Raw genomic sequence first — 21,990 nt, 5'->3', positions numbered from 1 at the left:
TATTATTACCATTTCCATTGTATTTTTCCCTTTCGGTATGCCACATTTGCCTGCCTGGCCCATTTGGAAAGCATCGCCTTTTATCAGGCTTATTGTTCCGCTGATTGCCGGTATTACGTGTCAGTGGTATTTGGTGGTATCAGCATTTTCTTTATGGCTTCTTTTCGCCTTCAGCGCATTTGCATTATGGCTGTTCTCAGCTTTTCCACTTTCACGCCAATTCAGAGCCCAATGGCATAACGGCCTGTGGCTACACGCGATGTTATTCGCTATAGGAGGTTTAGTGTTGTATTATAACGATATCCGAAATCAAAATCCGAATATAACCAGGCAATATGTTGCAGGAAAGGTTGTTCTGGTAACCATTGAAGAACCACTGGCTGAAAAAAAGCAATCCTATAAAACCATTGCATCCGTTCAGGCAGTTCTGTTTGACCATTCTATTACCAAAGCCAGCGGAAAGATCCTTCTGTATTTTCAGAAAGACAGTATGACTCAACAACTTCAGTATGGCAAACAGTTGTTACTCTATAAAGCATTGCAACCGATAAAAAATACCGGTAACCCGGGGTGCTTTGATTATCAGCGCTATTGCGCTTTTCAGGGCATTTCATACCAGGTTTACCTTAAGCGGGGCGAGTTTGTTGCGCTCAAAATAGAAAATGAAAATCTGTTTCGGAAATTTCTTTTTTCCACAAGAGAGAAAATCATAACCATTCTCAAAAAATATATCCCCGGCGCAAAAGAAGCAGGGCTGGCAGAAGCTATGCTTATAGGATATAAAGATGACCTCGACAAACGCCTTGTTCAATCCTATTCCGATACCGGCGCCATACATATCATCGCCATCTCCGGCTTACATCTTGGCCTTATTTACTGGCTTTTAACCCTGTTATGCAAACCTCTGGCAATGCGCAAACCGGGCAAAATATTACAACCTGTGCTGATCATTGCCGGTCTCTGGTTTTTCAGTTTTCTTTCCGGCGGCTCTCCTTCTGTAATGCGTTCGGCAGTTATGTTCACCTGCCTCGTTATCGGAGCGAACATGAACCGGAAAATATCTGTTTTCAACACCCTCGCCGCTTCTGCATTTTTGTTGCTTTGTTACAATCCGTTCTGGTTATGGGATGCAGGTTTTCAATTGTCATATGCGGCCGTACTTAGCCTCGCCATCTTTTATAAACCCATTTACGATCTGTTGTTCTTCGCCAGTAAACCGATCGATATTCTATGGAAAACGGTATGCGTTACCCTTGCCGCACAACTACTCACTGTACCGGTTTCAATATATCACTTCCATCAATTTCCTAACTTATTCCTGTTTGCCAATATTCCGGCGGTTCCCGTTTCAAGCCTGATCATCGTTGGAGAGATCATCTTATGCATCACCAGTGTATTCCCAGCCGTTGCAGCAGGCACAGGTTATTTACTGCACCATGTTATTTACTGCCTGAATACATTCATTGAAAAAGTAAGCCAGCTACCGTTTGCCGTTGCAGGCGATCTGCAGATCAACTTACCACAACTCATTTGCCTCTATATGTTCATTTCGGCAACTGCATGGTGGCTATTAAAGAAAAGGAAGACCGGCATATACGTTTCGCTGTTGTCTATCCTGCTTTTTACCGTGTTCCAGACAATTGAAATATGGAATGCGCAGCATCAGAAAAAACTTATAGTATACAACATTCCAAAACACAGCGCCATTGACGTTATACTCGGTACGAAATATTTGTATAAAGGCGATAGTTTGTTACAGCAAAATGATCTATTACAAAAATTCCATCTACAACCCAGCCGGTCGCTTCACCGCGTAAACAACCGGAACAACACCGGTAAATTACCGGGTGAAAAAAACCTTTTCCGGTTCGGAAATACGTCCTTTTTACTCGTCGACCAACCCGGTAAGTTCAGGACCAGCACATCAAAAACGCCTGTTGACATTATTATTCTTTTGAATAATCCACCCATCAGGATCGCAGAACTGACCAGTGTTTTCAACTGCCGGCAGTTCGTGTTCGACGCATCCAATAAACCCTGGAAAGTAGCCAAATGGCAGCAGGAATGCGATCAACTCCGCATTCAGGGGTTTTCGGTGGCAGACAGGGGAGCCTTTGTTTTCACCCTGTATTAACCTACCTTTGCGCCCTTAAAACAATTCCGGTGGCTACCGGAATTGGCAACAAAGCCCGGTGCGGCCGGGAACAATCTTCAATGTCCTTTCACTACTTCCGAATAAATTACGCATATGACCAAAAAGATACAGTCTGCACTTATTTCCGTTTTTTATAAAGATGGCCTCGAACCCCTGGTTAAGGAGTTGCAAAAGCAAGGCATTACAATCTATTCTACCGGTGGTACTCAATCATTTATAGAGAAGTTGGGCATTCCGGTAGTGCCGGTTGAGCAGTTGACTACCTACCCTTCTATCTTAGGCGGCCGGGTTAAAACCCTGCACCCCTCGGTTTTTGGCGGTATCCTCGGCCGCAGAGAGCTGGAATCTGACGTTCAGGAAATGAAACAATACAACATTCCTGAAATTGACCTGGTAATTGTTGACCTGTATCCTTTTGAAGAAACGGTGGCTTCTACCTCCGAAGAAAAACTGATCATTGAAAAGATCGATATCGGTGGCCCTTCCATGATCCGCGGCGCCGCCAAAAATTTCAGCAATGTGGTAGTACTGGCCGCAAAATCTGATTACCAGGTGCTGGCCGATATGCTGGCCGCACAAAACGGCACCACAACCCTTGAACAACGCCGTGCCTTTGCCTCCAAAGCATTTCAAATAGTAGCGCACTACGATGTGGCTATCGCAAAATATTTCAATCCCGAAGGCGACCTGTACTTCCTGGAATCGGTTCCGAGCCCCAAAACAATGCGCTATGGCGAGAATCCGCACCAAACCGGCATTTTCTATGGCGATCTGAACCAGTTGTTCGATCAACTGAACGGAAAAGAGCTTTCTTATAATAACCTGGTCGACGTTGACGCTGCCGTTCAACTCATCAACGATTTTTCTGCCGATGAAACCGGCGCCGTATTCGGTATTATCAAACACACCAACGTGTGCGGCATCGCTTCAAGGAACACGGTTAAAGAAGCCTGGGATACAGCCCTGGCCGGCGATCCTGAAAGCGCTTTTGGCGGTGTGCTGGTTTGCAACAAGACCATCGATAAAGCCACTGCAGATGCCATCAATGAGATCTTCTTTGAAGTTTTGATCGCTCCTTCGTTTGCTGAAGATGCCCTGGCCGTATTGAAATCTAAAAAGAACCGCATCCTGTTACAACAAAAAGCGACCTCTACCCGCACCAATCAATATAAATCTGTGCTGAACGGCGTACTGGCACAGGGCGAAGACAAAGGCAATTACCTCGAGTGGAAAGAAGTAGGCGGCCGTGAAAGTAATGCAGCTGAAAGGTCTGACCTGGTTTTCGCCAACATTGTTTGTAAACACCTGAAGTCAAATGCCATTGCGCTGGTTAAGAACAAACAGCTCATAGGTAAAGGGTGCGGACAAACCAGCCGGGTTGATGCTTTGCGTCATGCACTTGAAAAAGCGCGTCAGTTCGAATTCGATCTGAATGGCGCCGTACTGGCCAGCGATGCCTTCTTCCCATTCAATGATTGCGTGCAGTTAGGTCATGCAGCAGGCATTACCGCCTTTGTTCAACCGGGCGGCTCCGTTCGTGATAAGGATTCTATCGAATACTGCCAGCAAAACAACCTGGCAATGGTTATGACCGGCATGCGCCATTTTAAACACTAATTACTACGTTATCGATAAAAGCAACAAGCCTCCCGGTACATCGGGAGGCTTGTTGCTTTTATTCCTTATTTAAATACGATTCCTATTCATCATTGTACGCATCCCAGTACACCGTTTCTTTCATAAACACTTCAAACATCTCACGCCAGCCTGCATACAACGGGTCGGTACCCAATATGAAATTATGCCAGATGGGAATAAATACGCCTTTACATTCCTTTATGTGCTCATAGTACTGTATAAGTTCGTTATATGTTTGCTGCGGCGTCTGTTTCTGCTCAAACAATGAATTGGCATCCATAAAACAGAACGGGTATAACATCAGAGAAGTTGCTTTTTCATATTCAAGATCGTACCAGTGAAAGGGCGAGCATACTGAGGCCCTGAAGCCATTTATACTTCCGTACCCCATGGAAAAATCTTTTTCTATACCCGTTTCAATTAACCTGCGGCAGGTGACGGGAAGGGAAAAACGAATATAATGCTGCCGGCTTTGAACGATCTGTTTATCGCCCACCACTTCCAGCCATTCCAGCTCTTCTTTCAACAATGAAGGATCGTCACCGCTTTGCCAGGAAGGATGCCAGCCTAAATGAAAAGTATTGGCATAATAGGTTATCAGATCGCGGAACGCCTTGCTTTCGTATGAATTGTTCTTATCGTAAAGCGATGTTTTTTTGGCCGCCAGAAAAAAGAACCAGGGTTTTACGCGGCAATACAAATGCCACGCATCGAGCCATTCGAAACAATCGAATGGGTCTTTTCTTTTTCCGCGCAAAACCAGCCACCTGTCTTTCACCCTCGCCCATTCGCCCTTTCGCGCATCATTTATAAAACCACCCACCGTTCGTTTCAGGCCCTTGTGCAGGTACGACCAGGCCATATCGACATCGTAGGTCAATATGCATTTGAACTGCGATTGCCTGAACACGAGACCGGGGAATTTGAACTGTAATGCTTTTTTGAGCGATTGCAACCAGTAGTTTACCAATGGCTGCGACAAAAAATGTTCGCGAAAGGCAAGCGCATTGGTATGCGCATACCTGCCATATGCATCTTTTTCATGAGGCAGGTATTCTTCGTACCGGCTTAAAAGATAAAACGAAGCGGCAAAAATATCGAACGGAAAATCACCTGTAGTTTCAAAGAAGGCTTTATGAAAGTTGATCTCAAAACACTCTATGGTTTGCGGCCGGATACCGGTCTCGAACAACAACGCGGTATTTCGAATATAGAATTCATCTTCTGAAAACTCCCGTGCCGAGTAGTTTATGCGTGGCTGTGCTGAAGTTTTAAAATACGCCTCGTCGGTAGTGACCGTTATCGCTTCATCGAATAATTCATTCCCAATAAAATCAACAATGTATTGCAGCCGTGGTGTGGTGGTATGGGTATACAGAAGTAGCATTGGTAGACTGCAAAATAAAAAAGTCAACCGTAAATGTTGACTTTTTTACTACTATCTTTTGGTAAATACAGAAGGTTTATTTATTTCCCCCTCTTTTCCTTCCACATCTGATTAAAGGTCTTTCCGGCAAAGTTCAGGTCGGCGCGGTTGGTGGTCCAACCTTTAAATACCTTATTTACCATCCAGTTCTTTATTTTCTGGTTACCCATATTCATCATACTCCTGTGCAGGCTGGCCTGTTTCCATACCTTCCAGGCTACTTTTTCGCCCCAGGCGGCATCGCCATGCGTTACCGCATCGTGGCGGTTCTCGAGCAGGATCTCATGCAGGTTTATCTTAACGGCACAAACTTCCGTACAGTTTCCGCATAATGATGAGGCATAGCTTAAGTGCTTCCATTCACCCAAACCTTTCAGTTGGGGGGTAATGACAGCGCCTATTGGTCCGCTATACGTTGTTTCATATGCATGCCCCCCGATGTTCTTATAAACAGGGCAGGCATTTAAACAGGCGCCGCAACGGATGCAATACAGGCTTTCCCGCGTTCTTTCATTAGCGATGATGTTGGTGCGGCCGTTATCGAGCAGTATCACATACATTTCATCGGGCCCGTCGGGCTCACCCGCCTGCCGGGGACCTGATATTATGGTGTTATACGAGGTGATCCACTGGCCGGTACCATAGGTAGCCAGCAGGGGCCAGAAAAGGGCGAGGTCATTCATGGAAGGAATAACCTTTTCGATACCTGTTATAACGATATGTGTTTTTGGGAAAGCGTTACTTAAGCGGGCATTCCCTTCGTTTTCGCTTACTGCCACACCGCCAATATCGGCCAGTATAAAATTGGCGCCGGTAATGCCTATTTCGGCCTGAACGTATTTATCACGCAGTTTATCACGGGCCACAAGGGTCAGTTGTTCTGCCGACAAATTGGACGCCACGTTCAGTTTATCGGCAAACAATTTTGCAATGTCTTCACGGCTTTTATGCATTGCCGGGGTAACGATATGGTATGGCGGTTCGCCATCAAGCTGTTGTATGTATTCGCCGAGGTCGGTTTCTACGCTTTCAATACCATGTTCTTCCAAATGATCGTTGAGGTGAATTTCCTCAGTTACCATGCTCTTACTCTTCACGATCGTTTTGCAATTCTTTGCCTTGCAGATCTTCAACACCTCTTCTATCGCCTGCCTGCTGTCTTCTGCCCAGATCACCTTTCCGCCACGTTTGGTTAAATTAGCCTCAAACTGCTCCAGGTACTCATCGAGCTTTTCAATAGCCCGCCATTTTATGTTTTTTGCCCGTTCCCTTGCCAGGTGAACATCGTTGAACTGTTGTTTTCCCAGCGGTACGGAAGCATTATACTTTCCTATGTTCCAGTTCACTTTTCTTCTGTGCTCAAGATCGGCAGCCTTTATGGTGCTTTTGGCCATGAAAGTGGAAGAATGCTCACTCATATCCTATAATTCAGCGTTCTAAATTTTATTTCTTTTTCGCGGTATAATACTCGGTAGCTGCCTTATCCAGCGCATTGTAAAAATCTTCGCCGTATTTGCGGGTAATTGGCTCTTTCAGGAATTTGTATACCGGAACTTTTAACTTTTTGCCTAAAGAGCAGGCGGGGCTGCACAATGTTGGGCGGGGCTCGTAGTTCATGCGATCGTAATCGCCTTTACGGCCGGTTTTTTGAATGATGGGAAAGAAATGGCAGCTTATAGGTTTTTTCCAGCCGATAACGCCATCATTATAAGCCTGTTCAAAAGCACATTTGATGATGCCTTTCTCGTCGCGGGTTCCGTACACACAGATCTCATTATCGCCGCCGAGGGTGGGCGTTACCCAGCCGAATTCTTTATGATACACGTATTTGCCTTTACGCTCGATTTCTGCAACAGAAGCGGGCGTGAGGTAGGGTTTTATTTTTTCATACAGGTCTACCATGAGGTCGAGCTCTGCATCTTCCAGCGGTGCACCGGCATCTCCTTCTTCACAACAGCCGCCTTTACATTTATTGAGGTCGCACACAAACTGTGCTTCGGCTATTTCATCACTGATCAACACGTTGTCTACTACTATCACGTAAAAAAGATTTTAAGGCGTAAAATTAAACATAAAGAAGCAATGGGAACCGTAAACCTTTGCCATACCGACAAAATCCGCGACACAGCAGGCCTTTACTTCCAACGGAAAGTATTGATAAGGTGCTTCATATCTTCCTGCAAAAAGTTGTTTACCACACCCAGTGAGTCTTCGTTGGGACTGGCATCAAAATACAGGGCGCCCCGTAAGAAGTGGTTTACCGAGTCGGTCACAAAGAATTGTTTGGCGGTAGCGGCATTGCCGCCTACCGAAAAGAATACGCCGCTTATGCCGTTCGATGTGCGCATGGCCGAATCTACGATCTCGGTGGCGCGGGTGCTGTGTTTGTAGGTCATGTTGAAAGCATCGTTTATCAGTTTGTTGAGATCGTTACTGCCGATCGCTTTGTAACTGATATAGATCTTTCCGGAAAAGCGCGGGAAATCGATATTGATCCAGTAGGGATTTTCAGGTTTGTCTTCAAAGAAGGTGGAATCCTTCAAGACGTTTGCATACACGGGGTATTCGAATGTATACGGATAGCCAGGCTGATCGAACAGTTTGTATTCATGTTTGGGAAAGTCGATCTTAAAATAACCCTGGGGCCTGGGAGTGTAGGGACTGTTACAGGCCACCACCACCGAAATCGCTAAAAAAATGAAGCAAAGGTGCTTTATGTGAGAAATTTTCATTTAAATAATTCCTTTGGTTTTAAGTGTCAGGTCTACGTTGCAGGTTTCAGGTTGCCGGAAAACTCATGTCTTTGTACCTGTAACCTGAAACTGACTTCTGCCTTGCTAGCTTACCTGTTTGTCCTGCTTTATGTTGATGGTCACTTTGATTTTTCGAATGCGGTTGCGGTCTACCTCCAGGGCCACAAAATCGAAATCGCCGATGGTAGCGGTATCGTTCACTTTGGGTATTTCCCCTACCAGTTCGAGCATTAAACCTGCCATGGAGTCGCTGTCGCCTTTAACCTGGTCGAATGTATCTTCCTGCAGGTTCATCATTTTGCAGGCGTCGTGTATCATGGTGCGGCCTTCAAAGATCCAGGTATTTTCATCGATCTTTTTGATGCCGGTTTCTTCTTCATCAAATTCATCCCTTATATCGCCTATGATCTCTTCGAGAATATCTTCCAGCGTAACTATACCGCTGGTTCCGCCAAATTCGTCAACCACTACGGCAAAGTGTATATGCCGGGTTTGAAATTCTTTCAGCAGGTCTTCGATATGTTTTTGTTCGTGCACAAAGAATGGTGGCCGAACAACAATATGCCAGTCGAAATTGTCGGGCTCGTTCAGGTGCAGCAGCAGGTCCTTGGTATGCACAATGCCAACAATATCGTCGAGGCTTTTCCGGTACACCGGTAACCGGGAGTAATGCAGTTCTTCTACCCTTCTTTTCAGCGTTTGAAAATTGGCTTCGTACTCAATACCGTTCACATCGAGCCGGGTGCGCATGATCTGTTTAACGGTAATATTGGGGAATTTGTAAATACCGGCCAGTATGCGTTGTTCTTCTTCTTCGTGTATGGTGTTTTTGATTGCCTGTTCCAACTGCTGGTGGGTGAAAGCGCGGGACGCTCTGCCGCCAAAGATGTTCTCAACCGTGTCGGAAACCTTCAACAACCAAACCGCAATGCGTTTGAACATATAGAAGATCACTTCAACCAGGAAGGACGCTTCATATGCCGAACGAAGATTATTCTGAGATGCGCGCACCTTGGGTAAGATCTCGCCAAACAGAATGATGAGGAACGAAATAATGATGAGCTTTATACCATACACTACCCACATGCTCACGTTACCGGGTTTTATGATCAGCACCTGGTCGATAAAGAAACTGGTGAGAATGATAACGGCGATATTCACCAGGGTATTGGCGATCATCAGCGAAGTCTGTAACGCCCTGGGTTCTTCCAGCAGGGAGGCAATCCTTTTCCAGCCGGTGTCCTGTTTTGTCTTAAGCATGTTAATATCCCGGTAGGTAAGCGAGAAAAAAGCCATTTCTGCACCGGAGATAAAAAAAGAGAGCAGTAATAACACCAATACCGCCGCAGCCAGCAGGGTGGTAGCCTGAACATTGGTCACCATCAACAGTAGCATATTCACATACTCTGATCCAAAAATCAACAAAGGCTTATCCAAAGCATGGGGTTTTCATGAATAATATTTATCGCCAACTCGACTTATTTACCCGTTGTTAAATTGTAAATCAACAAAGTTAATCAGAAAGGGGCCGGTTAAAAAGCAATTTTAAACCTTTTAATCGGCCCCTGCTGCTACTTATTTCGAACTGCAAAAATAATAGTATGCGTTAGAATGGCAAATCCTGGGATGGGGAATCGCTTACAGGAGGAATATCGGTACTGGTAAAACCTTCTATATTTTCACTATGTGTAGTTGTTGTGCCATGCGTACCATGGCTTGCATCGGCTCTTTTATCCAACATTATCAGGTTGTCGCCGACCACTTCGGTTGCGAATTTCTTGTTCCCTTCCTTATCTTCCCAGCTGCGCGTACGAAGCCTGCCTTCAATATATACCAGGCTACCTTTGTGTAAGTACTTCTGCGCCAGTTCGGCCAATCCTCTCCAAAGTACCACGGTATGCCATTCTGTTTGAGAAATGAGCTTGCCCGATCTGTCTTTAAAAGTTTCGGTGGTTGCCAAAGGAAATTTTGCTACGGCAATATGTCCCTCAAGGTGCTGTGTATCCGGGTCCTTTCCTAAATTACCAATTAGCATTACCCTGTTTACTCCTCTCATAGATGGTAAATTTGATGTTAATAATCGTCTGCGCCTTTTTATTCCTTTTTAAAGTTAAATTTTTTAATAGAAAAAAAGAGATTTTTTTAGGCCTGATTATGACCGGGATACCCATCTGTAGTGACTTTCACAAATAGTATAGTTTTTACCATATATGATCATGGGCATGAATCGGTGTACGCCCGGTCATATGAACGATTATCAAGATCCTTAATCCTTTAAAACAATTGAGCCGGAGGAGCCGGCTCACCCAGATATGTTGTTATAAACCGTGGAAAGGCATATTTCGAAAGCTGTTTCTTATCTACAAGTAAATAACCGTTCAAAGAAGGCAGGGCTTCCCCGGCCACGATTTTAACAAACCGGCCATGAATGGTTTGATGGGTCAGCTGCTGGCGGTACATACGGCTGATACTTTCAATATGTACGGCCTGGCCATTCACCAGCTTTTTCAGGAAAGGCATTTTGAGTGTAATGTCTTCAACGGCAGCGGTGGATTCGAATAAAACAAACTCGAACAGGTTTTCCCAGATATCCTTAGCCGTTCTTTGTTTTATGTACCATTTTCCTTTATACTCTACGATAAAGTAATACAACCAGCGCTCTTTCTTTACGATGGCCTTTTGCTTTACCGGGAGTTGGCTTACCACATTCTGCCTGAATGCTTCGCATTCTTTTTGCTGAACACAGGTGCTGCATAAAGGGTTTTGAGGTTTGCATATTACGGCGCCAAAATCCATTATGGCCTGATTATAGATGCCGGGCTCGTCGCAAGGTAATAACGACTGGGCAAGGCTTTGGTACAACTTCCTGCCCGCCGTTGTATCAATAGGCGTTGAGTTACCGAAATAGCGTGCAATGATGCGTTGTACGTTACCATCGAGCACCGCATGCGGCAGGTTGAAAGCAAATGATGAAATGGCAGCGGCCGTATACGGACCAATGCCAGGCAACGCTTCTATTTCTTCATAAGTGGAAGGAAAAATACCGTTATACTCACCGGCAATTTTACGGGCGGTTGCAATAAGATTTTTACAACGGCTATAGTAACCGAGCCCTTCCCACATTTTAAAAACCTTTTCTTCGTTTGCACGGGCCAGATGAAGGATCGTTGGAAATGCAGCAATGAATTTTTCATAATAGCTCCATCCCTGTTCAACTCTTGTTTGCTGTAGAATGATCTCGCTCAGCCATATCTTATAGGGATCTTTCTCTCCTTTCCATGGCATAACACGCGTGTTGCTGTTCTTATTCCATTGTAATAACCTTCGCGTAAAATCAGGTTTCATCTGATAATTATATTTTTTTACAGGCCCGATGAAACTTACCCCCGCCAATTTTCATTGCTATCTATGTTAAATGAAAATTAGGATAGACGTTTCATGTAAAAATTTGCTTGTTTTTATCTAAAAAAATCGACGAAAAGGCCCTTTTTTGCCCATAAACGGTCGAAAAAACTCCTATTTTTTTAAAACTGAAAAAAAATGCTAATACTTGTTTCGAGGTCGTTTAGCTATATAACATTCTGAATATGAATAATTTATGTTATACAACCTGTCCGGAAATTGTTTAAAATTCATTTTCAATTGTTTATAGTTTTCTTGCAAATGTGAAAATTTACAGTTAATTTCATTAAAGAATTGATTTAGTGTAGATTGCCTTTGACATTCCTATGAAAATTTTTTTAAAAAATTAAAATTTGTAAACCCGTAAAATTCATGCGACATGAGAAAGGCAGACCTCGTTAACCAAATATCGGAAAAAACAGGTATACCGAAGGTTGATGTGCTGGTTACGCTGGAGACCATGTTCAAGGAAGTAAAAGACACCTTGTCCCAGGGCGAGAACATCTACATTCGTGGTTTTGGCAGCTTTATCACAAAGAAAAGAGCAGCCAAGATTGGACGTAATATCAAAAAGAATATTGCGGTTCATATACCCGAACATTTTATTCCCGCATTCAAACCAGCCAAAGAATTCGTTGCAGAAGTTAAAAAACTGCAATCTGTAAAAGAAGATCAGCCAAACCCGGATGATGAGATGTAAATTTGCTGCTTAAATGATTTGATTCTTGAAAAAGCAACAATTGATCCTGGTTAGCAGTGGAGTTGGTCTACTGTGTCTGATCTATTTTTTTGGTAATACCATTCCCCCTAAAAAAAGCCCTGGTGCTGTTGCAGCGGCAGCCGGTTCAAAAGAAATAAGTTCTAAAACCATTCTGGAAGCATCCAGGCAGCAACTAACACCTGCCCAGCAGGCTTTTGTTGCCCAACTGGAAACGGGTGTTGTACGCGGCGACGTTAAAGAGCAACAGATCAAGGTTTTTAAGCAGCTGGCTGACTTCTGGAAAGACTCAGCCCATTTACTGCTTCCCTACGCTTATTATTCTGCCGAAGCCGCTAAATTGGAAAATTCTCAAAAAAGTCTCACCTTTGCTGCCCAATTCTTTTTAGAGGGCATTCGCCGGCAGGAAAACCCTGAATTACAACGGTGGATGGCAACAGAGGCTAAAGGGTTGTTTGAGAAGGCATTACAGCTCGCACCAAACAATGATTCGCTAAAAGTAGGATTAGGAAGCGCCATACTTTTCGGGAACCTGGGCGAGGGCCCGATGGACGGGATCGCAAAGATTAGGGAAGTGGCAGAGAGAGATCCTGAAAATATGTATGCGCAGTTTATGCTTGGCCTTGGCGGTATGATCTCGGGCCAGTTTGATAAAGCAGCCGGCCGCCTGCTGCAAGTTGTTCAACACCAGCCAGAGAACATCGAAGCTATCCTGATGCTGGCCGACGCTTATGAACAACAGAAAGACAAGGCAAATGCGGTAAAATGGTACAATGTGGCGAAGAAGCATATTCAGAATGCCGAATTAACGAAGGAGATCGACGAACGTATTAAATTACTTGATAATAAATAATTAAACCTTTCCGGTAAAAGACATTAGAAACATTATTATTTAATCTTAAACTCATTGGTGTTATATGCCTTGTGGTAGAAAAAGAAAGCGTCATAAAATAGCCACGCACAAGCGTAAAAAAAGACTTAGAAAAAACCGGCATAAGAAGAAGAACCGCTAGTTTTATCTTCTTGAAAAAGGTCGCGCCATACGGCGAGGCCTTTTCCTTCTTTCGCTGAATCTAGTTACGTTGTCATTTATTACAGGTTACCTGCTATGCTGATTTTCTGATACCTGACAACTAATTCCTCTTCAGCACCTTTCCTTGTAGTGATGAGATGGTTTAGACGGTATAAAGACAGTACGCTTGAATAAGGAACTAATTATAAATGCAGCACCTCAGGGCGTTGAAATAGCGCTATTAGAGGACAAAAAGCTCGTGGAATTGCATCATGAAAAAGCTGATGCAAGCTTCGCGGTGGGAGACCTATATCTCGGAAAAGTAAAGAAACTCATCCCCGGACTTAACGCTGCATTCGTAGATGTAGGTTTTGAAAAGGATGCCTTCCTTCACTATACTGACCTCAGTCCGTATGCCCGCTCCCTTTTGAAGTTTACCCAACAGGCCATTAGCGATAACAGCCCGCAGGGTTTCAACTTCGCCAACTTCCAGGTTGAACCGGAAATTATAAAAACCGGTAAGATCAATGAAGTACTGAGCGGCAAACCGAACATTCTGGTTCAGATATTGAAAGAGCCAATTGCAGCCAAAGGCCCCCGCCTTAGTTGTGAAATTTCTTTGCCCGGCCGGTTTGTGGTCATCACTCCTTTCAATGATATAGTGGCCGTTTCCCGCAAGATCCACTCTGCCGAAGAAAGAAAAAGATTACAAAAGATAGTAGAAGCTATTAAGCCAAAGAACTTTGGCGTAATAGTTCGTACTGCCGCTGAAGGGAAAAATACCGCCGAACTGCACGAGGACCTGGCCGCCCTGGTTGAAACCTGGGAAACCATTCAGGCAAACCTCAAAGGTGCGGTAGCGCCCGCCAAGATATTGAGTGAGCAAACGAAAACCACCAGTATCTTACGCGATCTGCTGAATGAAGACTTTAACCGGGTGGTTGTAAATGACAGGAATATTTACAACGACACCCGAAACTACATTCAACGCATCGCCCCCGAAAAAGCGGAAATTGTTTCCTTCTATCATAATGGGTTGCCGATCTTCGATCAGTATGGTATTACCAAGCAGGTAAAAGCCGCGTTTGGTAAAACCGTTAACCTGCCCAGCGGCGCCTACCTCATTATTGAGCATACCGAAGCCCTTCATGTAATTGATGTAAACAGCGGTTATAAAAGCGTTGGCAATAACCAGGAACAAAATGCCCTGGAAACCAACCTTGAAGCTGCTGCTGAGATCAGCCGCCAGTTGCGTTTACGCGATCTTGGTGGTATCATCGTGGTTGACTTCATCGATATGAAGCTGCCCGATAACAAACGGAAGCTGCTGGAAGCCATGGAAGAATGTATGCGCCCCGACCGGGCCAAACATGCGGTTCTGCCCATCTCCAAATTCGGGTTAATGCAAATAACCCGGCAAAGGATGAAACCTGAGGTTAATATCAATACCCAGGAAGTTTGTCCAAGCTGCGCCGGTACAGGTAAAATATCTTCTACCCTGCTGCTGGAGGATGAAATTGAAAAGAACCTCAGTTACCTCATCACCCACCAGCATAAAGACCTTACCCTGGTTGTACATCCTATTATGCATGCCTACCTTACAAAAGGTTCCATGTTCAAATCGAAACAATGGAAATGGCGCTGGAAGTACGGTCAGAAGGTTAAGATCAGGGAGAACACCAATTATCATCTTACCGAATTCCATTTCTTCGACAAACACGACGACGAGATCAAGTTGTAGCCTTTGGCTACAACCAACAGGTAATAAACAAAGGCAATGTTCACCGTTATCGGGTTTACCCGTTAATTGTGAACCTTTCAATGTTGTTCAAGGAGCTATTGATTGCCGGTAGCCGGCCGCCTGCATGGAGGTATCTGTTACCCCTTCGCCTGTTTTTTCATTTATTGAAATCGCCAAGCCCGAACGGCCGGTTTCGCCTATGGTTTGCTGTAATAATATTGTACGCCGCATTTTCACTACTCCAGTTTGCCTACTGCCGTCAATAACGATCACAGGTAGCCCCGCAAACATCAAACGCTTCCCAAATCGCTTTACAGGCGATTTCAGCGCCTCTTTTTCTAATGCAACTCCGCGACCGTTTTTATCTACAAGCCGCCCACTCTCATTTAAAAGGCAACCGCAGCATCTTCGGAAAGGCAAAAGATTTTATTCGATGAAGAAGCATTAAATGAACACTAAATAATATATCAGATGGCTGTAACATGCGAGGAGTGTTCTTTTCCGGTTGTATGTTCACGGGAGGTATATAAAAAAAGGATCGGGCAAGAAATTGCCCGATCGAAATATAAAACCAGAAAGGCGTAGGGAAAAAAGTGAATCAGACATGTCAAAATTATTTTTAAATCTCTTACCGCAAAGAACAAATTGGTAAGTGTGCAGTTTTGGCAATAGGCGTGTTATTATGGTCGATAAGTGTGCAGCAAAAAACGCCAAATTACCTAGTTCGGCGCCATCCGTCCCTATTTTTGGGTAGGCTGTAGTCTTTTTTTCGGCCCCTCAACCCGCCCTAAATCATGCCGGGTAATGATGCCGCCGGCAAAAGCCAGTCTTTTTTTCTAATCCTATTCTAATTATTTCGGTTTCAGGGCCGCCTGGTATCCAGTTGCCGCCCTGGCAGACCGCAGCTCCCGATCAACCTTTTTAAGCCCGCGGCTATCCAGTAATTGCTTTAAAGCTCCGGGCTTTTTCAATGAAAAAACCCCGCCTGTTGGCGAGGTTTCCTAACTCACTAAACCAGTAATTACAATTTATAGTTGAGACTTCATTTCCCCGCCTTACGGCGAAGTATTGAAGCCGGATAGCCTTTCGGCCTGCCCCGGCCTGGAAAAACCGGTTGCCGATTTTAGCACTCAGTCCTGCAACCTGTTTTGCTTACCTGTTCTTAAATCCCTGTTCTTAAGCTCCTTACGCCTAAGCCTTAATCCCTGTCCCTGCCACCGAGGAATATAAATATATATTGTACCAAGGTGGCTACGGAAGCCAGGGCAGCTACCACATAAGTTAAGGCAGCCCATTTAAGCGCGTCCTTTGCCTGGGGATACTCACGGTCGCCGGTAATATTTGAGCGGTTCAACCAGGCCAGCGCCCTGCGGCTGGCATCCAGCTCAACAGGCAGGGTAATCACTGAGAATAAGGTAGTTAGACCAAAAAGTACAATACCTATCAGCAACAAGGCCGGAAACGCATTTACCATAATTACACCCAGTAACAAAATCCACTGTACAATTCCCGAGCTGAACATTACCACGGGAACCAGCTTGCTGCGCAGCGTTAACCATTGATAGGCAGTGGCATGTTGTACGGCATGGCCGCACTCGTGGGCCGCCACGGCTGCAGAAGCCACTGATATACCGTTATATACGTCTTCGCTCAGGTTTACCGTTTTTTTGGTGGGGTCGTAGTGGTCGCTCAGGAAACCATTGGTTGATACCACTTTAACATCATATATACCGTTATCGCGTAACATTTTCATTGCCACTTCCCTACCCGTTAAACCGGCTGACAATGGCACCCGGCTGTACTTTGCAAATTTGCCTTTCAGCACACCGGACACCGCTAAACTGATCACTAAAAACAGGATCGAAATAATTAAAATTGATGGTGTCATTTTTCGTACTCTTTTATTAATAAGTAACAATAATCTATCAAATCAGTTACCAAAACATTTGAGTAAATTTTACGCCATTTTTCGGCAGAAATCAGGGGCCTTTTTGTCATTCAAATTGCGTTTAATCGCGGTGGGCTGACATTTTATCACAAGCCTTTTCTCAAATCTCTTAAAATTCTATTAAAATTTGATTATCAACGCCTTATGGCATCAAAACGATAAATCGCCCCGACATTAAAAAGGCGTTGGAATTTATTCACAACCCCAAAAAATAATTTTGTTATGTGGCGCTTATTTGTAATTTAGTGCAAGAATTTAATGGGTTAGTAAGTAAAGGGTCAACAGTAATGTTGGCCTTTTTACTTTTAAGAAAAAAGCACCTTTTTTACCCCCCTCCGGCCATCTTTTTCGTTCAATTTATTGTTCAAAAAACAGCCTGCGCAAATCGCTTATCGTTTTATACTATCACATACCTTAAACGCAGTTTATACCACTCACTAACTTTTTAACGTGAATAACTACTTCAAAAATCATACTTCATACCTATTCACATGTTATCAACAACTCAATTCATTGCACCGGCTTAATAACCGACGTGGTTTTCATTAACTTTATCGCATGGCTAAAGTTAAAACAGCATTCTTTTGTTCGAATTGTGGATATGAAAGCGCGAAATGGGTTGGAAAATGTCCATCATGTGGTACATGGAATACATTTGTTGAAGAAGTAATTTCAAAACCATCCTTAAAAAAAGAAAACGGATGGGATGATTACAATGAAGAAACAAAATCTATTCGCACCATTGCATTACATACCATCAAAAGCAATGAACAGGTTCGCCTTACTACAACAGACGCAGAACTCAACAGGGTACTCGGCGGAGGAATCGTTCCCGGCAGTATCGTATTGATAGCAGGCGAACCCGGCATTGGTAAATCAACTTTGTTTTTGCAGAATGGTTTACAACTGAAAGAAAAAACTGTGTTATACATCAGCGGCGAAGAAAGCGAACAGCAGATAAAGATGCGCGCCGACCGTTTGAACATCCAGAACGATAACTTTTACCTGCTCACCGAAACTTTAACACAAACCATATTCCAGGAAATAAAAAAATTAAAACCGCACCTGGTCATCGTCGACTCCATTCAAACCATTCAGTCGCCGTATATCGATTCGTCACCCGGAAGCATATCCCAGATCCGTGAATCGGCAGCGGAGTTCCAGCGCTTTGCCAAAGAAACCAATACGCCGGTGTTTCTCATTGGGCATATTACAAAAGACGGCAGTATTGCCGGCCCGAAAATACTCGAACATATGGTCGATACCGTATTGCAGTTTGAAGGCGACCGGCATTATGCGTATCGCATTTTACGAACCATCAAAAACCGTTTCGGCAGCACCTCTGAACTGGGCATATATGAAATGACCGGCGCCGGTATGCGTTGTGTTAACAATCCCAGCGAAATACTGATGACGCAAAAGGAAGACCGTTTAAGCGGTATTGCCATTGCAGCTACCATTGAAGGCATGCGTCCGTTGCTTATTGAAGTACAGGCGCTCGTAACCCAATCGGTTTACGGAACACCACAACGCACCGTTTCGGGATTCGATCTGCGGCGTTTACAATTGCTGCTGGCTGTACTGGAAAAGAAAGGAGGCTTCCATTTCGGCGTAAAAGATGTTTTCCTGAACATTGCAGGCGGTTTGAAGGTAGAAGACCCCTCGATCGATCTGGCCGTTTTATGCGCTCTCCTGAGCTCCTACGAAGATGTGCCGTTGCCATCACAAGTTTGTTTTGCCGGCGAAGTGGGATTGAGCGGTGAAGTAAGGGCCGTTCACCGGGTTGAACAACGGATAGCAGAAGCCGAAAAACTGGGTTTCGAAAAGATCATCGTATCGCGGTACGGACAAAAATCGATTTCCAAATCGGCGCACAATATAGAAGTAGTGCCCATGGGCCGGGTTGAAGAAGTATATCAGTACCTGTTTTAATATCGAATGTTGAATGTCCAATTTCCAATGACGAAGTAAATACAACTTCCACATTCATCATTCAAAATTCGATATTCAATATTTCGAAAGGCTATATGTTTAAAAACGTATTACATCCTTTATTACATCTTTTTGTTCCGCATCAGTGCGCGGGGTGCGGCAGCGATATCATGAGCCGGCAACAGGTTCTATGCATGCACTGCATTAACCGGTTGCCGGTTACTTCTTTTCATAATTTTCCCGACAACCCCGTTGAAAAAATTTTCTGGGGCCGGATGGCTGTCACCGCCGCCGCCAGCTATCTCTATTTTTCGAAAGACTCCATCCTGCAACACATCGTTCATGAAATAAAATACAAAGGCAATAAAGAACTGGGACTTTATATGGGACGCAAAATGGGCGAAGCGCTGTTGCACGCCAGCCGTTTTAACGATATCGACGCGCTGGTACCATTACCGCTGTTTTCGGCCCGCGAACGCAAACGCGGCTATAACCAGGCTTTTCTTTTATGCCAGGGCATGAAAGAAGTATTACCGCTTCCGGTTCTTGACAAAGTCATTCGCCGGCAAACTTCCAGCGAAACCCAAACTACCCGAAACCGCATCGAACGCTGGCTGAACATGCAGGGCAGGTTTGAATTATTGCAACCCGATGCCATCAGCGGAAAACATATTTTACTTGTTGATGATGTAATAACCACCGGCGCCACCCTCGAAGCCTGCGGACAGGAACTGTTAACCGCCGCCAATACGCGATTAAGTATTATGACGATGGCTTATACCGTAAAGTAAACACGGTTGGATGGAGAACAGCCGTGAATCGTGAATGGCCTCGCGAAACGTGAAACGGCAAACGTGAAACGTGAGATTGCAATATTGTATCTGTCATTACGTTTTTACTGTCCCGGCCAGCGGCCGGTTTATGTGTATTCGAAAACGTGTATTTTTACAGGAACATGAAATATATACTCGTTGCCATACTGCTTACCAGCGCGCTGATCTCCTGTAAAAAGGAATCATTTATCACCAGCAGCACGGCATCGCTGGCAACCAGCGCCGATACCCTTCATTTCGACACGGTATTTACCACAACAGGTTCAACCACCCGTTTTTTTCGCATATATAACCAGAACAACCAGAAACTGCGCCTTAACAAGGTAGCCCTCAGTGGCGGCAGCGCTTCTTTATTTGATATGAATGTCGATGGTACGCCCGGCCCGGCCGTAACCGATATTGAAATGGATGCCAACGACAGCATTTATGTTTTTGTTACTGTAAAAATCGATCCTACAGCCGCAGACCTGCCTTTTGTGGTACAGGATAGTATCCTTATCGATTATAACGGCAATGAACGTTGGGTGCAACTGGAAGCCTGGGGACAAAACGCCAACTTCATGCGCTCGAAGATCATCACCGGCAATGTTACCTGGACCAACAACAGGCCTTACGTTATCACCGGCGGAATGCTCATTGATAAAAACGCTACGCTTACCATTGAAAAAGGTTGCCGTGTATATATGCATGCCGATGCACCCATCATTGTCGACGGCACATTAAAAGTTACCGGCGAAAAATACGATAGCACCCGCGTAGTGTTCAGGGGCGACCGCATCGATGACCCCTATCGCGATTTCCCCGGTGGCTGGCCTGGCATCTATTTTCGCGAAACAAGTGTAGATAACAACCTGCAATACGCAAACATCATAAACGCCTACCAGGGTATAGCAGCCGAAAAACCTTCGGTGAACGCCAACCCTAAAGTAACCCTCAGCGAATGCATCATTGATAATTGTTTTGATGCGGGTATACTGGGAGTACAGTCATCTGTCAAAGCACAGAATTGCCTGGTAAGCAATTGCGGAAAGAATATTTTGTTAGGTTATGGCGGCAATTATGATTTCACACATTGTACCGTAGCATCCTGGTCAAACTCCTATATACTGCATAAAGACCCGGTGCTGGTAATTACCAACTATATCAAAAACGGCAATGTGGTTTCTACGTTCAACTGCACAGCCAGTTTTACAAATTGCATTTTCTGGGGCGAGAACGGTACGGCAGAAGATGAAGTGGTTACCGATAAACAGGGCAACAGCACCTTCAATGTTAATTTTCAGAATTGTTTGTGGAAGGTAAAGAACAATCCCGCCAACGTAAGTGCAAGTAATATCATTGCCAACGATCCGCCTTTGTTCGACAGCATCAACACCCAGTTAAAAACATATAATTTCCGCCTGCGCAGTGAGTCGCCGGCCATCAATCGCGGCGCCGCCACGGGTATAACCATCGACCTCGACGGAGAACTTCGGAATAACGGCGCTCCTGACCTTGGATGTTATGAGAAGCAGTGATTGGCGAGCGCTGGTTCACATACCGTTAACCAATATTTTACGGGAAAGCAACCAATTTAGCAGCATATTTGTATAGTACAAGTGCCAGCCGGCATATACTATACTTAAAATTTTATCAATATGATACGCTTATTGCTTGTTTCCCTGCTAATTGCTGTAGCACCTTCCATCTATGACTTCAAGGTGCCTGCGCTCGATGGTAACGGAACCATCGACTTCAAAAAATTCAAAGGCAAAAAGATCATGATCGTGAACACCGCATCAAAATGCGGCAACACCCCTCAATACGCCGATCTTGAACAACTGTATAAGCAGTATAAAAACAAACTGGTTATAGTGGGTTTTCCGGCCAATAACTTCGGCGGACAGGAACCCGGCTCAAAGGAAGAAATTGTTGAGTTCTGCAAAAAGAATTATGGCGTAACATTCCCAATGGCCGAAAAGGTTTCGGTAAAAGGCGATGACATTCATCCCCTGTTTAAATACCTGGTTGCCGAAGCTGCGAAAAAAGGTATTACCGATCCAATAAAATGGAACTTCACCAAATTCCTGTTAGATGAAAAAGGCAACCTCATCACGGTGATCCATAACAAAACAAAAGTGACCAGCGAAGAAGTGACCAAATATCTCAATTAAATTATAACGATCGTTATACGATCACCGGCCGGTTAAAAAAGTATGCATTCGGGGGATGCGTGTTGAGCAAAAGATCACCTCATTCAGTTCCCGAACATTCTTTTTTAACCGGTCATTTTTTTACAGCCCGCGCCTGCTTTTGCGTTTTTTTGCAAGCTTTTTCAAACTATACCCATTCCCCTTCATTTAATAGTTTTGACGCAGTTACACTTAAGAGTTTACTCTCATTTTTCGTCTGGCAAAACAACAGCAAAATCGATTATAAGTGTCGTTTGAACG

18 protein-coding genes are annotated in these 21,990 nt (G+C 44.5%); 9 read left to right on the top strand and 9 right to left on the bottom strand.

Annotation, left to right across the window (positions count from 1 at the left end; genetic code table 11):
* The first annotated feature begins 37 nt into the window (after positions 1–37).
* On the top strand, positions 38–2,134 hold the full coding sequence (locus A4R26_RS17870) for a ComEC/Rec2 family competence protein (protein ID WP_081165839.1): 2,097 nt from the start codon (positions 38–40) through the stop codon (positions 2,132–2,134).
* A gap of 114 nt (positions 2,135–2,248) precedes the next feature.
* Positions 2,249–3,772, top strand: a complete 1,524-nt coding sequence (gene purH / locus A4R26_RS17865; RefSeq protein ID WP_081165836.1) for a bifunctional phosphoribosylaminoimidazolecarboxamide formyltransferase/IMP cyclohydrolase — start codon at positions 2,249–2,251, stop codon at positions 3,770–3,772.
* Between the two features lie 82 nt (positions 3,773–3,854).
* On the opposite strand, the gene A4R26_RS17860 is transcribed toward purH, so the two are convergent.
* From A4R26_RS17860 to mutY, 7 genes are all read right to left on the bottom strand, one after another.
* Positions 3,855–5,180 carry a DUF7033 domain-containing protein gene (locus tag A4R26_RS17860; protein ID WP_081165833.1) on the bottom strand — a complete coding sequence of 442 codons (1,326 nt, stop codon included), beginning with the start codon at positions 5,178–5,180 and terminating at the stop codon, positions 3,855–3,857.
* Positions 5,181–5,260: 80 nt separating this feature from the next.
* Positions 5,261–6,637, bottom strand: coding sequence for a LutB/LldF family L-lactate oxidation iron-sulfur protein (locus A4R26_RS17855; RefSeq protein WP_081165830.1), 1,377 nt, complete (start codon positions 6,635–6,637; stop codon positions 5,261–5,263).
* Between the two features lie 25 nt (positions 6,638–6,662).
* The gene (locus A4R26_RS17850) at positions 6,663–7,259 is read right to left on the bottom strand and encodes a DUF3109 family protein (protein ID WP_081165827.1); all 597 of its coding nucleotides are present in this window, start codon (positions 7,257–7,259) and stop codon (positions 6,663–6,665) included.
* 95 nt (positions 7,260–7,354) lie between these two features.
* Positions 7,355–7,951 (bottom strand): gliding motility lipoprotein GldD, encoded by a 597-nt coding sequence (gldD, locus tag A4R26_RS17845; RefSeq protein ID WP_081165824.1) that lies wholly within the window; start codon positions 7,949–7,951, stop codon positions 7,355–7,357.
* A 105-nt stretch (positions 7,952–8,056) separates the two neighbouring features.
* Positions 8,057–9,409 (bottom strand): gliding motility-associated protein GldE, encoded by a 1,353-nt coding sequence (gene gldE / locus A4R26_RS17840; RefSeq protein ID WP_081165821.1) that lies wholly within the window; start codon positions 9,407–9,409, stop codon positions 8,057–8,059.
* 169 nt (positions 9,410–9,578) lie between these two features.
* Entirely contained in the window at positions 9,579–10,028 is a 450-nt protein-coding gene (locus A4R26_RS17835; RefSeq protein ID WP_081165818.1) for a single-stranded DNA-binding protein, read from the bottom strand.
* A gap of 218 nt (positions 10,029–10,246) precedes the next feature.
* On the bottom strand, positions 10,247–11,317 hold the full coding sequence (mutY, locus tag A4R26_RS17830; protein ID WP_081166315.1) for an A/G-specific adenine glycosylase: 1,071 nt from the start codon (positions 11,315–11,317) through the stop codon (positions 10,247–10,249).
* Between the two features lie 436 nt (positions 11,318–11,753).
* Here mutY and A4R26_RS17825 point away from each other — a divergent pair, with 436 nt between their 5' ends.
* The 3 genes from A4R26_RS17825 to A4R26_RS17815 all read left to right on the top strand — a co-directional run bounded on the left by A4R26_RS17825 (position 11,754) and on the right by A4R26_RS17815 (position 14,845).
* A complete protein-coding gene (locus tag A4R26_RS17825) occupies positions 11,754–12,074 on the top strand; it encodes an HU family DNA-binding protein (RefSeq protein ID WP_081145882.1) in 321 nt (106 codons plus the stop codon).
* A gap of 25 nt (positions 12,075–12,099) precedes the next feature.
* Entirely contained in the window at positions 12,100–12,945 is an 846-nt protein-coding gene (locus tag A4R26_RS17820; RefSeq protein ID WP_081165815.1) for a tetratricopeptide repeat protein, read from the top strand.
* 346 nt (positions 12,946–13,291) lie between these two features.
* Positions 13,292–14,845 (top strand): Rne/Rng family ribonuclease, encoded by a 1,554-nt coding sequence (locus A4R26_RS17815; RefSeq protein ID WP_081165812.1) that lies wholly within the window; start codon positions 13,292–13,294, stop codon positions 14,843–14,845.
* A gap of 87 nt (positions 14,846–14,932) precedes the next feature.
* Here A4R26_RS17815 and A4R26_RS35040 read toward each other — a convergent pair whose 3' ends face one another.
* Positions 14,933–15,076 (bottom strand): hypothetical protein, encoded by a 144-nt coding sequence (locus tag A4R26_RS35040; protein WP_165760320.1) that lies wholly within the window; start codon positions 15,074–15,076, stop codon positions 14,933–14,935.
* A 967-nt stretch (positions 15,077–16,043) separates the two neighbouring features.
* Positions 16,044–16,733: a zinc metallopeptidase gene (locus A4R26_RS17810; RefSeq protein WP_081165809.1), complete on the bottom strand. Its 690-nt coding sequence runs from the start codon at positions 16,731–16,733 to the stop codon at positions 16,044–16,046.
* Positions 16,734–17,351: 618 nt separating this feature from the next.
* Here A4R26_RS17810 and radA point away from each other — a divergent pair.
* The 4 genes from radA to A4R26_RS17790 all read left to right on the top strand — a co-directional run bounded on the left by radA (position 17,352) and on the right by A4R26_RS17790 (position 21,711).
* A complete protein-coding gene (gene radA, locus A4R26_RS17805; RefSeq protein ID WP_081165806.1) occupies positions 17,352–18,725 on the top strand; it encodes a DNA repair protein RadA in 1,374 nt (457 codons plus the stop codon).
* 95 nt (positions 18,726–18,820) lie between these two features.
* The gene (locus A4R26_RS17800) at positions 18,821–19,516 is read left to right on the top strand and encodes a ComF family protein (RefSeq protein ID WP_081165803.1); all 696 of its coding nucleotides are present in this window, start codon (positions 18,821–18,823) and stop codon (positions 19,514–19,516) included.
* A gap of 164 nt (positions 19,517–19,680) precedes the next feature.
* Positions 19,681–21,075 carry a choice-of-anchor Q domain-containing protein gene (locus A4R26_RS17795; protein ID WP_081165800.1) on the top strand — a complete coding sequence of 465 codons (1,395 nt, stop codon included), beginning with the start codon at positions 19,681–19,683 and terminating at the stop codon, positions 21,073–21,075.
* A gap of 120 nt (positions 21,076–21,195) precedes the next feature.
* Positions 21,196–21,711: a glutathione peroxidase gene (locus A4R26_RS17790; RefSeq protein WP_081165797.1), complete on the top strand. Its 516-nt coding sequence runs from the start codon at positions 21,196–21,198 to the stop codon at positions 21,709–21,711.
* The last annotated feature ends 279 nt before the right edge of the window (positions 21,712–21,990 follow it).

Source organism: Niastella populi (assembly GCF_002078015.1).
Taxonomy (GTDB): Bacteria; Bacteroidota; Bacteroidia; order Chitinophagales; family Chitinophagaceae; genus Niastella; species Niastella populi.
This window is presented reverse-complemented; position numbering and strand designations above follow the sequence as displayed.

What these genes read in the sequence shown, in the direction of transcription:
- A4R26_RS35040 (WP_165760320.1), bottom strand. Translation starts at nt 15,076, where the DNA reads ATGCGGCGTACAATATTATTACAGCAAACCATAGGCGAAACCGGCCGT.
- A4R26_RS17800 (WP_081165803.1), top strand. Translation starts at nt 18,821, where the DNA reads ATGTTTAAAAACGTATTACATCCTTTATTACATCTTTTTGTTCCGCAT.
- mutY (WP_081166315.1), bottom strand. Translation starts at nt 11,317, where the DNA reads ATGAAACCTGATTTTACGCGAAGGTTATTACAATGGAATAAGAACAGC.
- A4R26_RS17860 (WP_081165833.1), bottom strand. Translation starts at nt 5,180, where the DNA reads ATGCTACTTCTGTATACCCATACCACCACACCACGGCTGCAATACATT.
- radA (WP_081165806.1), top strand. Translation starts at nt 17,352, where the DNA reads ATGGCTAAAGTTAAAACAGCATTCTTTTGTTCGAATTGTGGATATGAA.
- A4R26_RS17855 (WP_081165830.1), bottom strand. Translation starts at nt 6,637, where the DNA reads ATGAGTGAGCATTCTTCCACTTTCATGGCCAAAAGCACCATAAAGGCT.
- gldD (WP_081165824.1), bottom strand. Translation starts at nt 7,951, where the DNA reads ATGAAAATTTCTCACATAAAGCACCTTTGCTTCATTTTTTTAGCGATT.
- A4R26_RS17790 (WP_081165797.1), top strand. Translation starts at nt 21,196, where the DNA reads ATGATACGCTTATTGCTTGTTTCCCTGCTAATTGCTGTAGCACCTTCC.
- A4R26_RS17810 (WP_081165809.1), bottom strand. Translation starts at nt 16,733, where the DNA reads ATGACACCATCAATTTTAATTATTTCGATCCTGTTTTTAGTGATCAGT.
- A4R26_RS17835 (WP_081165818.1), bottom strand. Translation starts at nt 10,028, where the DNA reads ATGAGAGGAGTAAACAGGGTAATGCTAATTGGTAATTTAGGAAAGGAC.
- A4R26_RS17825 (WP_081145882.1), top strand. Translation starts at nt 11,754, where the DNA reads ATGAGAAAGGCAGACCTCGTTAACCAAATATCGGAAAAAACAGGTATA.
- purH (WP_081165836.1), top strand. Translation starts at nt 2,249, where the DNA reads ATGACCAAAAAGATACAGTCTGCACTTATTTCCGTTTTTTATAAAGAT.
- A4R26_RS17795 (WP_081165800.1), top strand. Translation starts at nt 19,681, where the DNA reads ATGAAATATATACTCGTTGCCATACTGCTTACCAGCGCGCTGATCTCC.
- A4R26_RS17870 (WP_081165839.1), top strand. Translation starts at nt 38, where the DNA reads ATGCCACATTTGCCTGCCTGGCCCATTTGGAAAGCATCGCCTTTTATC.